General features: G+C 31.8%; 16 protein-coding genes. 14 read left to right on the forward strand and 2 right to left on the reverse strand.

Annotated elements, in window-relative coordinates:
* Positions 1-347 precede the first annotated feature (347 nt).
* The 7 genes from Q0050_RS07270 (at position 348) to Q0050_RS07300 (ending at position 5,824) form a co-directional block, all read left to right on the forward strand.
* Positions 348-866 (forward strand): hypothetical protein, encoded by a 519-nt coding sequence (locus Q0050_RS07270; RefSeq protein ID WP_298393765.1) that lies wholly within the window; start codon positions 348-350, stop codon positions 864-866.
* Positions 867-1,019: 153 nt separating this feature from the next.
* Positions 1,020-1,250, forward strand: a complete 231-nt coding sequence (locus Q0050_RS07275; protein ID WP_298393767.1) for a hypothetical protein — start codon at positions 1,020-1,022, stop codon at positions 1,248-1,250.
* Positions 1,251-1,352: 102 nt separating this feature from the next.
* Positions 1,353-1,796 carry a hypothetical protein gene (locus Q0050_RS07280; RefSeq protein ID WP_298393769.1) on the forward strand — a complete coding sequence of 148 codons (444 nt, stop codon included), beginning with the start codon at positions 1,353-1,355 and terminating at the stop codon, positions 1,794-1,796.
* A gap of 272 nt (positions 1,797-2,068) precedes the next feature.
* The gene (locus tag Q0050_RS07285; protein WP_298393771.1) at positions 2,069-2,815 is read left to right on the forward strand and encodes an electron transfer flavoprotein subunit beta/FixA family protein; all 747 of its coding nucleotides are present in this window, start codon (positions 2,069-2,071) and stop codon (positions 2,813-2,815) included.
* A gap of 73 nt (positions 2,816-2,888) precedes the next feature.
* On the forward strand, positions 2,889-3,857 hold the full coding sequence (locus Q0050_RS07290; RefSeq protein ID WP_298393772.1) for an electron transfer flavoprotein subunit alpha/FixB family protein: 969 nt from the start codon (positions 2,889-2,891) through the stop codon (positions 3,855-3,857).
* Between the two features lie 421 nt (positions 3,858-4,278).
* On the forward strand, positions 4,279-4,902 hold the full coding sequence (locus Q0050_RS07295) for a bifunctional nuclease family protein (RefSeq protein WP_298393773.1): 624 nt from the start codon (positions 4,279-4,281) through the stop codon (positions 4,900-4,902).
* 97 nt (positions 4,903-4,999) lie between these two features.
* Entirely contained in the window at positions 5,000-5,824 is an 825-nt protein-coding gene (locus tag Q0050_RS07300; RefSeq protein ID WP_298393775.1) for a thymidylate synthase, read from the forward strand.
* Between the two features lie 62 nt (positions 5,825-5,886).
* On the opposite strand, the gene Q0050_RS07305 is transcribed toward Q0050_RS07300, so the two are convergent.
* A complete protein-coding gene (locus Q0050_RS07305; protein WP_298393777.1) occupies positions 5,887-6,183 on the reverse strand; it encodes an isoamylase early set domain-containing protein in 297 nt (98 codons plus the stop codon).
* A 237-nt stretch (positions 6,184-6,420) separates the two neighbouring features.
* Between Q0050_RS07305 and Q0050_RS07310 the strand changes: the two genes are divergently transcribed.
* The 4 genes from Q0050_RS07310 (at position 6,421) to Q0050_RS07325 (ending at position 8,794) form a co-directional block, all read left to right on the forward strand.
* Entirely contained in the window at positions 6,421-6,753 is a 333-nt protein-coding gene (locus Q0050_RS07310) for a 2TM domain-containing protein (protein ID WP_298393779.1), read from the forward strand.
* Complete coding sequence (locus Q0050_RS07315; protein WP_298393781.1) at positions 6,753-7,235, forward strand: dihydrofolate reductase; 483 nt, start codon at positions 6,753-6,755, stop codon at positions 7,233-7,235. The genes Q0050_RS07310 and Q0050_RS07315 overlap by 1 nt, the downstream gene beginning before the upstream one ends.
* 85 nt (positions 7,236-7,320) lie before the next feature.
* Positions 7,321-8,052: a bifunctional demethylmenaquinone methyltransferase/2-methoxy-6-polyprenyl-1,4-benzoquinol methylase UbiE gene (gene ubiE, locus Q0050_RS07320; protein ID WP_298393783.1), complete on the forward strand. Its 732-nt coding sequence runs from the start codon at positions 7,321-7,323 to the stop codon at positions 8,050-8,052.
* 37 nt (positions 8,053-8,089) lie between these two features.
* Positions 8,090-8,794: a porin family protein gene (locus tag Q0050_RS07325; RefSeq protein WP_298393784.1), complete on the forward strand. Its 705-nt coding sequence runs from the start codon at positions 8,090-8,092 to the stop codon at positions 8,792-8,794.
* On the opposite strand, the gene Q0050_RS07330 is transcribed toward Q0050_RS07325, so the two are convergent.
* The gene (locus Q0050_RS07330) at positions 8,791-9,519 is read right to left on the reverse strand and encodes an RNA methyltransferase (protein WP_298393785.1); all 729 of its coding nucleotides are present in this window, start codon (positions 9,517-9,519) and stop codon (positions 8,791-8,793) included. The two genes, Q0050_RS07325 and Q0050_RS07330, sit on opposite strands and share 4 nt — an antisense overlap.
* A 138-nt stretch (positions 9,520-9,657) precedes the next feature.
* On the opposite strand from Q0050_RS07330, the gene Q0050_RS07335 reads away from it, so the two are divergent.
* The 3 genes from Q0050_RS07335 (at position 9,658) to accD (ending at position 14,152) form a co-directional block, all read left to right on the forward strand.
* On the forward strand, positions 9,658-12,105 hold the full coding sequence (locus tag Q0050_RS07335; RefSeq protein ID WP_367277159.1) for a BamA/TamA family outer membrane protein: 2,448 nt from the start codon (positions 9,658-9,660) through the stop codon (positions 12,103-12,105).
* A gap of 50 nt (positions 12,106-12,155) precedes the next feature.
* Complete coding sequence (fbaA, locus tag Q0050_RS07340) at positions 12,156-13,223, forward strand: class II fructose-bisphosphate aldolase (RefSeq protein WP_298393790.1); 1,068 nt, start codon at positions 12,156-12,158, stop codon at positions 13,221-13,223.
* Positions 13,224-13,297: 74 nt separating this feature from the next.
* Positions 13,298-14,152 (forward strand): acetyl-CoA carboxylase, carboxyltransferase subunit beta, encoded by an 855-nt coding sequence (accD, locus tag Q0050_RS07345; protein WP_298393792.1) that lies wholly within the window; start codon positions 13,298-13,300, stop codon positions 14,150-14,152.
* Positions 14,153-14,243 lie beyond the last annotated feature (91 nt).

Here is a 14,243-nt window from a genome sequence, read left to right on the forward strand (position 1 = left end):
ATCGCGACGCATTTCTTCACTCATCGCTTCGGCAATCGCTTCTCTAAATTGTATCGTTCTCATATATATTGTTTCTTAAAATCTATTTTGGATAGCAAAAGTAAAAATTAAAAATGATACTATTATTTTTTTAGTCATATTTTATATTTTGTTTTTAACGAAAACGATGTAATGAATTGTTTTAAAATTATGCGGAATATCAAAATCAATTACTCACAAAAAATTTTAAGCTTAAGAAATCAGAAAAGAAAACTGTACTATAATGATAAATTTATTAGATTTGATTGATTTAGGATTTTGGCACGGATTGCAAATACATGAATTTGATTCAAATAATATTTTAAAAAATGAAAATAAAATATCTGATTTTTATCTTAACTTTTTTAACAATTTTATCTTGTAAAAAAAATATAGAAAAAAAAATAGTACATAAAAAGAAAATAAATATTGAAAATAAAATTAAGTACCAAGTATTATTTCCAGATACAATTATAAAAAACCGTTCCTATAATGGTGTTATAAAATTTAAAAGTAGTTTAGATACAATCGCAACAAGTTTTGATGACAAATCTAAAATTCGTTATGCTATATTTTATTTAAAACAAGCAAACAAAATAGAATCTGATCAAAATCTTTTGAAAAAAAACGCAAAAGAATTTGGCGCAGACAACAATAATCAAATTTCCTTTTCCGACATAAAGTTTAATAGCTGTGGACTTTTTTACATTGATGGAATTGTTAGTGACTTTGTCATTATTGATTTAAAAAAAAGAGATGAAAATGGAAAGAAAATGGTTAGATATATTGAAAATGAAGTAAGAGTTATTCGAAAAGTTGTTGTTATTGATGAGCCTAAAAATAAATAGTGTCTCAAAGTTAGTGATAAATATTTAGACAATTTAATCGTTTAACCAAGCTTCGCAAAGTGTTCCTTTACAAGCTCCGCAAATGTCTCCTGATTTTGGCACGGATTGCAAATCCGCGCTATCGGGTTTTGACTACAAATAAATAATAAATAAATGTTAGAATTAATTACTTTCGCACTAATAATCATTGCCGTTGGTTCAATAATTTATATATTAAAATATAAAAATAAAGAAAAACCTAAAATTGGAATTAAAAGAAATAGCTCTAATGAATACTTCAAAGATTATGTCAATATGAAGTTATATTTGACATCTATTTTTTTTATCCTTTTAGGTTTAATTATTTTAATTACTATTTTGATTTTAGAAATTGTACCTAATTAACCCGAAGCTAAGCAAAGAATTCCTATGAAAAGCTCCGCAAACGTCTCCTGACTTTGCGGAGGTCAATAAATAAAATAAAATTAATATTTAAAACACAAAACAATGAAAAAACTAATTCTACTATTATCCATCGTTTTACTAGCATCTTGTAGTAAAAGTGATGATGACTCGCCAAAAACTTTACCACTAACCTATCAAAACTTAGCTGGTAAATGGAATTTTAAATCAGTAATTAAAGCTGATGGTACTGTAGTGCCATTTGTTGGTCGTTGCTCCACACAAATAGATTATATTGAAGCATTTAGCTATGGTAGATTAGACACATATAACTTTTATGCCGATTGTGTAAGCGCTGACAATAATGGAACAGGTACTTACTACATTTTTCCTGATAACTTGATAAGTTCTGGTGGTCCAATTTTCAGTGATTCAAAAGTAACCAATCTTACAGCAAATGGCTTTACCATAGAATATGCTACACCAAAAGGCTTAGGTTTTATTATTGACATTAATGATGCTAAAGCAATTGTTTTTGAAAAGAGGTAGATTCAACCTTAAATTAGTTCAAGAAAAAAATCAAACTACAACCTTAAAAGTTGTAGTTTTTTTATTTCAAAAGATCAAGTTACGAATAATGGCACGTTTTTTAGACATCCTTTTAATTCAACAAAAGTTAAATCTTCTGTTTTGAACTCAAGCAATAGCAGCGAAATCGATATAATACTGACATTTTTTAAAAAAAATAGTATGCACGCATACAATTATTCGAAATATATTTTATACTTTTACAATCTGAAAAATCTTTTAATTTATATAAAATGAAAATATTAGTTTGCATCAGCCACGTGCCTGATACTACTTCCAAAATTAACTTCGTCAATGGCGATTCTGAATTTGATACTAATGGTGTTCAATATGTTATTAATCCTAATGATGAATTCGGATTAACAAGAGCCATTTGGTTTCAAGAACAACAAGGTGCAACAGTAACTGTGGTTAATGTTGGCGGCGCTGATACTGAACCAACTTTAAGAAAAGCATTAGCAATTGGTGCCAACGAAGCTATTCGTGTGAACGCTGCAGCAACTGATGGTTTTTTTGTTGCAAAACAATTAGCAGAAGTTGTAAAATCGGGTAGTTATGATTTAATAATCTGCGGTAAGGAATCTTTAGACTACAATGGCGGAATGGTTCCAGGTATGTTAGCAGGTTTGTTAGGTTACAACTTTGTAAATTCTTGTGTTGAACTTACAGTTGACGGAACTTCAGCAAAAGCTGCAAGAGAAATTGACGGCGGAAAAGAAGTTATCGCTGCGTCATTACCTTTAATAATTGGTGGACAAAAAGGATTGGTAGAAGAAAAAGACCTACGTATTCCAAATATGAGAGGAATTATGACCGCAAGAACTAAAGTTTTAACTGTCCTTGAACCAGTTGCAGCCGACAATAACACCAAAGCGGTGAAATTCGAAAAACCAGCGCCGAAATCGGCAGTAAAATTATTTTCAGCTGACGATTTAGACGGATTAGTTAGCGCATTACACAACGAAGCTAAAGTAATCTAGTAAACAGTTTTTAGTTTTTAGCATTCAGTTTATTCTAAAATCAAAAATCCTTAATCTTTAATCTTAAATCATTATGTCATTATTAATATACGCAGAATCAGCAGACGGAAAATTCAAGAAAGTTGCTTTCGAATTAGCATCTTATGCAAAAAAAGTTGCCGAATCTCTTGGCACAACAGTAACCGCAGTAACAGTTAACGCAGGAAACGTTTCTGAATTAGCTACTTATGGCGTAGACAAAGTCTTGAAAGTAACTAACGACAAGTTAGCTAACTTCAATGCTAAAGCTTATGCTGATGTAGTTAAACAAGCGGCACAAAAAGAAGGTTCAAAAGTAATTGTACTTTCATCAACTACAGATAGTTTGTATCTAGCACCGCTAGTTTCAGTTGGTTTAGAAGCAGGATTCGCACCAAATGTTGTGGGTTTACCGCTTTCTACTTCACCATTTCAAGTAAAAAGAACGGCTTTTTCTAACAAAGCATTCAACGTTACTGAAATTTCTACTGATGTAAAAGTACTTTCTATTGGTAAAAACTCTTTCGGAATAGTAGAATCAGCTTCATCATTAACAGAAGAAGACTTTGCACCAACATTAAACGATGCTGATTTTTCAGTAAAAGTAGAATCAGTTGAAAAATCGAATGGTCAAGTTACCATTGCCGATGCCGATATTGTGGTTTCTGGTGGTCGTGGATTAAAAGGTCCAGAAAATTGGGGAATACTTGAAGATTTAGCAACCGTTCTTGGAGCAGCAACAGCTTGTTCTAAGCCAGTTTCTGATATCGGATGGCGTCCTCACAGTGAGCACGTTGGTCAAACAGGAAAACCAGTAGCAAGTAATTTATATATTGCATTAGGAATTTCTGGAGCAATCCAACACATCGCTGGAATCAATTCTTCTAAAGTAAAAGTGGTTATCAACTCTGATCCTGAAGCACCTTTCTTTAAAGTTGCTGATTACGGAATTGTAGGCGATGCCTTAGAAATTGTTCCGAAATTAACTCAAAAATTAAAAGAATTCAAAGCTGCTAATAGCTAGTAAATTCTAAATAATAAATTCCAATATACCTTGGAATAAAAATTAAACTAACTCAAACGTAATAAGCTATCTGAAAATTATTTTTTAGGTAGCTTATTTATTTAATAGAAATTCTTGAACTTATTTTAAATCAATAGGCTTCCAATTCTCAATTAAAACATTTTTCAGATACTCGTTTGAAAAACTAAAAACCTGATGCTAATCTCTTAACATTCGCAAAATAATTATTTTTAGAAGCGAAACTTTTTTGTTACTTTGCAATCGCAATTCCTGCTATTCGCAGTAGTACCAATTTCATTGGTAGCTACTTGCTGCTATCAGGGCTAAATAGCAAACTGTATTGAATAGAAATCAGTGTTTCAACCAACTTCTACCTTCAATTCAAAAATCATAAACCGACATTCAACAATCTAAAATCTCTATGAGTTTAGTAAAACTAACAATAAAAGGAATCTCTTATAGCCAAACACAAAACGGTGCTTATGCCTTAATTTTAAACGAAGTTGACGGCGAAAGAAAACTACCAATCGTGATTGGAGCATTCGAAGCACAATCTATTGCTATTGCTTTAGAAAAAGAAATAAAACCACCGCGTCCGTTAACCCACGACTTATTTAAAAGTTTTGCTGATCGTTTTGATATCGTAGTCAAACAAGTCATCATTCACAAATTAGTTGATGGTGTTTTTTATTCAAGCATCATCTGCGAAAGAGACAAAATTGAAGAAATCATTGATGCACGAACTTCCGATGCTATTGCTTTAGCATTGCGTTTTCAAGCACCAATTTTTACCTATAAAAATATTCTAGACAAAGCCGGAATTTATTTAAATGCCAATCCAGAAGAATTAGACAATATGGATTCCGATGATGGCGCACTTTCAGCACCAGAAACCTTTGGCAACGACAACGATTCTAATCCAGAAAATTCGTATGCAAAACTAAGTTTAGCCGAACTTCACGAATTATTAGAAAGCGCTGTTCAAGACGAAGATTATGAAAAAGCAGCAAGAATCAGAGATGAAATTTCGAAAAGAGAATCTTAAAAACAGTAATTAGTGTTCAGTTTTTAGTATTCAGTAATTTACTAATCCGTAAAACTCTTAAACTTTTAAACACCTAAACTTTTAAACCTTTTTCAAAGTGAAACAATACCACGATTTAGTAAAGCACGTTTTAGAAAACGGAACTCAAAAAGGCGACCGCACCGGCACCGGAACCAAAAGTGTGTTTGGCTACCAAATGCGTTTTGATTTAGCTGAAGGTTTTCCGATGGTTACCACTAAAAAATTGCATTTAAAATCAATAGTTCACGAATTACTTTGGTTCTTAAAAGGCGATACAAACATTAGCTATTTAAAAGAAAATGGTGTAAAAATTTGGGACGAATGGGCTGATGAAAATGGCGATTTAGGTCCTGTTTATGGTCACCAATGGCGCAATTGGAACAGTGAGGAAATTGATCAAATTACAGAATTAATCGATACGCTAAAAACCAATCCCAACAGCCGAAGAATGTTAGTTTCAGCTTGGAATCCATCGGTTTTACCTGATACTTCGATTTCCTTTTCAGAAAATGTTGCAAACGGAAAAGCGGCTTTGCCTCCATGTCACGCCTTCTTTCAGTTTTATGTAGCCGACGGAAAATTATCTTGTCAATTGTACCAAAGAAGTGCCGATATATTTCTTGGAGTACCTTTTAATATTGCATCTTACGCACTATTTACAATGATGATTGCACAAGTTTGTGATTTACAAGTAGGCGAATTCATCCACACTTTTGGCGATGCACACATTTACAACAATCATTTTGAACAAGTTGAATTGCAATTATCACGCGAACCAAGAGCACTTCCAAAAATGATTTTAAATCCGAATATTAAAAACATATTTGATTTCACTTTTGAAGACTTTACACTAGAAGGTTACGATCCGCATCCGCACATAAAAGGTATTGTTGCGGTTTAAAAAATAAAAATCCGTTTGACAAAAAAGCCAAACGGATTTTCAAACAAACTAAAAACCTAAACCTATACTTCTAAAACGCTGTTTTCAGCATTTGCAAATTCATTCCAACGATAGCTGTCGGCTTGCTCCTCATTCCAATACGCACCGTCAACTAAATATCTAAATTCAAATGAGTTATCTTTTGGCAAATCGAAAGCTGCTTTAAAAGTTCCATTTTTTAACTTTGATAACACACCTTCTTCTGGATTCCAATTATTGAAATCGCCCACAACTGCAGCTGCATTAGCTTCTTTTGCTTCAACAGAAAAAGTAACTTTACAAACTGGCTTTGTTTTTATAAATTGTTTCTTGATGGCCATAACTATTTCATTTATAGATTAATGTAACAAAGTACAGCAATAAAAACCAACGATTTACATCTACCAAAAGATTTATTATTTCTTCAGAATTACCTAAAAAAAATAGATATATTCTTAGTTTTAAAGCAGTTAAATTTTCAAATAAAATCAAGAAAACGTTTTCTTAATTAATTATATCCAATTGCAGTTTTTTAATTTCAAAAAAAATTGTATCTTTAAATTCGAAATTTTCGACTGATGGACACCGAACAACACGAAATGTATGAATATGCACGAAAAAGAATAAAACAGAAAAAACAATTGTATTTTCACTTCGTTTTGTTTTTTATTGGTAGCATTTTTTTATTTATAGTTAACAAATGGATTGGTATCGGCCAACCCAACAATTGGTATATTTGGGCGGTAACCTCTTGGTTTTTTATTTTCATTCTTCATTTCATCAAAGTATTTATCACAGATAGTTTTATGAATAAAAAATGGGAAAGAGAACAAATCAATCGCTTGATGACTATGCAAGAAAAAAAACTAGAACAACTTAAAAACGAAGTTGAAAACAAAAAAATAATTTAATGATAACTCTCATTGCAGCCGCAGCTGAAAATAATGCTCTTGGAAAAGACAATCAATTGGTTTGGCATTTACCTAACGACTTTAAGCGTTTTAAACAAATAACTTCGGGACACTATATTATAATGGGAAGAAAAACATTTGAAAGTTTTCCCAAACCTCTTCCAAATAGAACCCATATAATCATCACAAGGCAAAAAAACTACCATTACGAAGGATGTCTTGTGGCAAATTCTATTGAAAAAGCAGTAGAACTAGCTCCAAAAGATGAAGAAATTTTTATCATTGGCGGTGCAGAAATATACAATCAATCTATCGATTTTGCTGATAAAATTGAACTTACAAGAGTACATTCAAGTTTTGAAGCCGATGCGTTTTTCCCTGAAATAAATCCAAATCAATGGAACTTAATTTTTGAGGAACACCATCAAAAAGATGAAAAGCACAATTTTGACTTTACGTTCCAGACTTTTGTCAAAAAGTAAACGCTTTATTAAGATAGTTTTAGATTTTGTTTTTAACATTTTTGAGTTTATTATTTGTACTTTTGCACTCTAAAAATAGCTTAAAATGTCTAAAAACGTTACTCCATACAAAGATTCTACTTTAGGAAAAAAAGAGCAAGTTGCTCAAATGTTTGACACCATTTCTGGAAATTATGACGGATTAAACCGCGTAATCTCTTTTGGAATTGATGTGAAATGGCGTAAGAAAGTTTTAGACCTTGTTAGTGCTAAAAATCCTGAAAATATTTTAGATATAGCAACAGGAACAGGTGACTTAGCTATTTTAATGACCAAAACAAAAGCAACAAAAATTATTGGTTTAGACATTTCTGCAGGAATGCTAGAAGTGGGAAAAAAGAAAATTTTAGATAAAAAATTAGACCATATTATTGATATGATTATTGGCGATTCTGAAAATATGCCTTTCCCAGATAATCATTTTGATGCGATAACCGTTTCCTTTGGAATTAGAAATTTTGAAACCCTTGAAAAAGGACTTTCAGAAATCCTGAGAGTATTGAAACCAAACGGAATTTTTGTGATTTTAGAAACTTCGGTGCCAGAAAAAACACCTTACAAACAAGGATATAATTTTTATAGTAAAAATATTTTACCTATCATTGGAAAACTTTTCTCGAAAGACAATGTTGCCTACGGATATTTATCAGAATCAGCCTCTGTTTTTCCTTATGGTGAAAAGCTAAACAATATTTTGAGGAAAATTGGGTTTATAGATGTTGAAGCTATGCCACAAACGTTTGGCGTTGCTACCATTTATAAAGCATCAAAACAATAAAATAGGTATTACTTGATTAGGTTCAAGGCGCACAAAAATGAAGAAACTACTATACATTATAGCATTATTGCTTAGCATTGCAAGTTATTCGCAATCAAAAGGAATTTTTTCTAAAGATCCAATCTTGAATCTTGAAAACTTTGATAAACAAAGAGTTCATTGGGGTTATTTTTTAGGATTTAACATTTATGATTTTAAAATAGATTACATCAACACACCAAATACAGATATTTTAGTAAAAAGAACTACTGGATTTAACGTTGGTCTTGTGGGTAATTTAAGACTTCACGAACATATTGATCTTCGTTTTGAACCAGGACTATATTATTCACAAAGAGATTTGACTTTTCCTGGATTTACCAAAAAATTGGACGCTGAAAGAGAAGTTAGATCAACATACATTGATTTTCCGTTATTAGTTAAATTTTCATCGTTACGAACCGGGAATATTAGACCTTATTTAGTTGGTGGCGTTTCTGCTACGTTGAACTTAGCTAGTAACTCTAAATCCATCGATGATAACTTGCAACAACGTTTTAGAGTAAATCCGTGGACTCAAAATTATCAAATTGGTTTTGGTGTTGATTTATATCTTGAATACTTCAAATTTTCACCATCGATTAGAGGTGTTTTTAGCTTGAACGACGAATTAATTCGTGACAACGACCCAAATAGTCCTTGGACAGGAAATATCAAATCAATGCAATCTCGTGGTATTTTTGTGAATTTTACTTTTCACTAAGAATTCCTTTTAAACTCACTTAAGAAAATTGCTGTTGCTGTTGCAACATTCAAACTTTCGGTTTGTTGTAAATCACCAAATCTCGGAATGGATAGTTTTTCAGATACTAAAGCTTCGATTTTTTCAGAAATTCCGTTGGCTTCATTGCCTAAAACTAAAATTCCCTCTTGAGGTAAGTTTTCTTTATAGACGTTTTTTCCATCCATAAAAGTTCCAAAGATTGGGCTACTCGCTCTTTTAAGATATTTCTCTAAATCAAGATAAGCAATTGAAACTCTCGAAATCGAACCCATTGTAGCTTGAACCACTTTAGGATTATAAACATCAACGGTTTGTTCGCTACAAACTATTTGATGGATACCATACCAATCACACAATCTGATAATGGTACCCAAATTTCCTGGATCTCTAACATCATCAAGCGCTACAACTAAGCCTTTATCATTTCTTGTTTTTTGTTGCGGAATTTGAAACAGCGCCAAACAATTATTAGGTGTTGCCAAGCACGAAATTCTTTTTAAATCTTGTTCTGAAATAAGTGTTTTTTTATCAGAAGTTATGGTTTCAAAAATATCCTGAGTTACATACAAATGTTCTAGCACGAAATTTGATTGTAAGAGTTCTTGAATTACTTTTACACCTTCGGCAAGAAACAATTGATGCGTTTGTCTGAATTTTTTTTGCTGTAAACTAGTAATTAGCTTTATTTGGTTTTTACTAACCATAAAAAAATGTACTTTTGAATTAAATTTTCCAACCCATTGAAAAAACACGTTACAAAAATATCATTATTTATTTTAATCGGACTCATAATTGTCTCTTGTAATGTCACAAAAAAAGTGCCTGACGGAAAAAGACTTCTTGTGAAAAACGAAATTAGCGTCGACAATAAAGAAATCAAACAAGATGATGTGTTCAATCAATTGTATCAAAAACCTAATAGTTCTATTCTAGGGTATCGATTGCGTTTAAATCTATATAATTTAGCGAAGAAAAACGCCGATACTTCTTATGCTAAATGGTTAGCTAAAAAACCAAATCGCAAAAAAAATCTAGCAAAACTTCTTTCTGAAAAACAAGTAGAACGCCTTGGTAACTCATTTTTAGTATCTGGATTAAGTAATTTTTTAATGAAAACCGGTGAAGCTCCAGTTTTATTTGACAGTACAAGCACCAAAAAATCACTACGAAGATTAGAATCTTATTACTACAACAAAGGCTATTTTAATGTAAAAGCGAATTACAATAGAGATACAACTGCGCTTAAAAAAGTAGCTGTAAAATATAGTATTGACCTAAAAAGTCCTTACATAATTGATTCCTTAAAAACTACAATTGAAACTCCTGCGCTAGATTCTTTATACCAAAAAAGAAAATCTAACTCACTTATCAAACCAAAAGCACAGTACAATACAGAAGATTTTAACAACGAACGAAATCGAATTACTACACATTTTAGAAATAATGGCGCTTATCTTTTTCAACAAAACTATATTACCTATAAGTTAGACACTATCGATACAAACAAAAAGATTAATGTAAAACTTATAATCAAGGATTATTCCTACAGAGAAAACGACACTTCAAAAACAGCTCCTTTTAAGTTATATAAAATCAGTAAGGTTGCGATTTATACCGATCATACCACTAACAAAAATGATATTAAAGTAAAAGATAGTGTCGAATACAAAGACTTTGTTTTGTATAGTGAAAACAAATTGAAGTACAGACCTAAATCTATAACCGATGCTGTTTTTATTTCTAAAGGTAATTACTACTCTGATATTTCAAATGAACTTACTACACGATATTTGAGCAATTTAAAAGTATTCAATTATCCTACAATTCAATATAAAGTTGATCCGAAAGACGAAAATTCGCTACTTGCCAACATCTTTTTAACGCCTCGAAAGAAATATACTTTTGGTGCTTCGGTAGATTTTACGCATTCTAACATTCAAGATTTTGGTATCTCAGGAAACACCTCGATGTTGATTAGAAATGTATTTAATGGTGCTGAAACTTTTGAAATTGGATTTAGAGGAAATGTTGGTGCTTCGAGAGATAATGCCAACCCAAACAATACTTTTTTTAATATTTCTGAAATTGGTATTGATGCTAAGTTGAATTTTCCGAGAATATTTTTTCCTTATAATACCGAAAAAATTATTGCAAAAAGTATGATTCCATCTACTTCGATAAGTGTTGGTTTTGCTAAACAAAGAAACATCGGATTAGACAAACAAAACTTTACCAGCAGTTTTTCTTACAATTGGACACCAACAAGAAGTTCTACATTTAGATTTGATATTTTAAACATCCAATTTGTAAAAAATGTTAATATTGAAAATTACTTTAATATTTATCAATCATCTTACAATGTTTTAAATCTTTTAGCCAACAACTACTCTACTAATCTAAATTATTTTGATGATAATAATAATTTAATAATCGGATTAGGCACCAATGGTTTTGTAAACGATGCTTTAAACGGATCGCTAACAAGCACGATACCAGCTAATGATTTAAAAACTATTAGAAGTTTAGAAGAACGAAGAAAAAGATTAACCGAAAACAACTTGATTTTTGCTACCAGTTTAAGTTATTCAAAAACAACCAATAAAGGAATTAACGACAACAGTTTTTATTCTTATAAAACCAAAATAGAATCGGCAGGAAATTTACTTTCTATTCTAGCCAGAGCTTCTAAACAGTTAAAAAATCAATCGGGCGCCAATACTTTTTTTGAAGTAGAATATTCACAATATTTAAAAGGTGAATTCGAATTTATCAAACATTGGAATTTTGGTGCAAAAAAAGTAGTTGCAATAAGAAGTTTTTCGGGCATTGCTGTGCCATACGGAAATTCTAAAAGTGTTCCGTTCTCACGAAGTTATTTTTCTGGAGGATCAAATGATAATCGTGCTTGGCAACCTTATAGCCTTGGCCCAGGAAGTAGTGGCGCAATCAATGACTTTAATGAAGCCAATATGAAACTAGCTTTCAGTGCCGAACTTCGTTATAACTTATTTGGTAAGTTCAATAGCGCCATTTTTACTGATATTGGAAATATTTGGAATGTTTTTGACAACGTTACCGATGAAGCTTATAAATTCAAAGGATTTCAATCTATGAAAGAACTTGCTGTTGGAACCGGTGTTGGTTTGCGTTATGACCAAGGCCTTTTTGTAGTGCGATTTGACCTCGGATTTAAAACCTATAATCCTTCAAAAATTGAGAATGAAAGATGGTTTAGAGAATTGAATTTTTCTAAATCAGTATTAAATATTGGAATAAATTATCCGTTCTAATTTTAGAAATTATTACTTTTGTAACCTTAACAAAAAAACATAACAACAAGATGTCACACAATATTAAACCTGGAGTTGCTACTGGAGATGAAGTTCAAGCAATTTTTGCTTATGCAAAAGAAAAAGGATTTGCGCTTCCTGCGGTAAACGTAACTGGTTCAAGTACCATCAATGGTGTTTTAGAAACAGCTGCTAAATTAAATGCACCCGTAATCATTCAATTTTCAAATGGTGGAGCTCAATTTAATGCTGGAAAAGGACTTTCTAACGCTGGAGAAAAATCGGCTATCGCTGGTGGAATCGCTGGTGCAAAACACGTTCATACTTTAGCAGAAGCTTATGGAGCAACTGTTATTCTTCATACAGATCATTGCGCAAAAAAATTATTACCTTGGATTGATGGTTTATTAGATGCTTCTGAAAAACATTTTGCAGAAACAGGAAAACCATTATATTCTTCTCATATGATTGACTTGTCTGAAGAACCAATTGAAGAAAACATCGAAATCTGTAAAACTTATTTAGCTCGTATGAGTAAAATGGGAATGACTTTAGAAATCGAATTAGGAATTACTGGTGGTGAAGAAGATGGTGTTGACAATTCAGATGTTGATAGTTCTAAATTATACACACAACCTTCAGAAGTGGCTTATGCATATGAAGAACTTTTAAAAGTTAGCCCAAGATTCACTATCGCAGCTTCTTTCGGAAATGTTCACGGTGTTTACAAACCAGGAAACGTAAAATTAACTCCAAAAATCTTGAAAAATTCTCAAGAATACGTTCAAGAAAAATTCAATACTGGAGCAAATCCTGTTGATTTTGTATTCCACGGAGGTTCAGGTTCTACATTAGAAGAAATTAGAGAAGCTATTTCTTATGGTGTAATCAAAATGAATATTGACACTGACTTACAATTTGCATTCACAGAAGGAATTCGCGATTATATGGTAAATAATATTGAGTACCTAAAAACTCAAATCGGTAATCCAGAAGGTGCTGATTCACCAAATAAAAAACATTATGACCCAAGAAAATGGGTTCGTGAAGGAGAAGTAACATTCAACACAAGATTAGAGCAAGCATTTGCCGACTTAAATAACGTGAATACTTTATAATGTAAGATTAAGGATTTGGGATTAAGGATTTTAAAATTCTAATTCTCAGATTCCTAATTCCTAAATACAAAATTATGGCTTGGTTTAAAAGAAAAGAAAAAGGAATTACTACGGCAACCGAGGACAAAAAAGATGTTCCTAAAGGATTGTGGTACAAATCGCCAACTGGAAAAATTATTGATACTGACGAATTAGCAAGAAATCTTTGGGTTAGTCCAGAAGACGATTTTCACGTAAGAATTGGAAGTAAAGAATATTTCGAAATTTTATTCGACAACAATGAGTTTACAGAATTAGATGCCAAAATGACTTCTAAAGATCCGTTGAACTTTGTGGATACTAAAAAATACTCTGACCGATTGAAAGATGTAATGGACAAAACCAAATTGAAAGATGCGGTTAGAACAGGCGTTGGAAAATCTAAAGGTAAAGATTTAGTAGTTTGTTGTATGGATTTTGCCTTTATTGGTGGATCAATGGGTGCAGTTGTTGGAGAAAAAATTGCTCGTGGAATTGATTATTCTATAAAACATAACGTACCGTTTTTAATGATTTCTAAATCGGGTGGTGCTCGTATGATGGAAGCGGCTTTTTCATTGATGCAATTAGCTAAAACCTCAGCAAAATTAGCCCAATTAGCCGAAGCAAAAATTCCTTACATTTCATTATGTACAGACCCAACAACTGGTGGAACTACAGCATCTTATGCTATGTTAGGTGATATTAATATCGCTGAACCAGGCGCTTTAATTGGATTTGCCGGACCAAGAGTAGTGCGTGATACCACAGGTAAAGATTTACCAGAAGGTTTCCAAACATCAGAATTTTTGTTAGAACACGGTTTCTTAGATTTTATTACTCCAAGAAAAGAACTAAAAGACAAAATCAATCTATACATCGATTTAATTTTAAATCAAGAAATTAGATAGATTTTAAAAGATATTTAAAAATAAAAAACACAAAGTCAATGCTTTGTGTTTTTTTTATGATGTAAAGCCAAAAACCTACCTCCTAAACCTA

Source organism: Flavobacterium sp., from assembly GCF_027483985.1.
In the GTDB taxonomy this organism is placed as follows: Bacteria; Bacteroidota; Bacteroidia; order Flavobacteriales; family Flavobacteriaceae; genus Flavobacterium.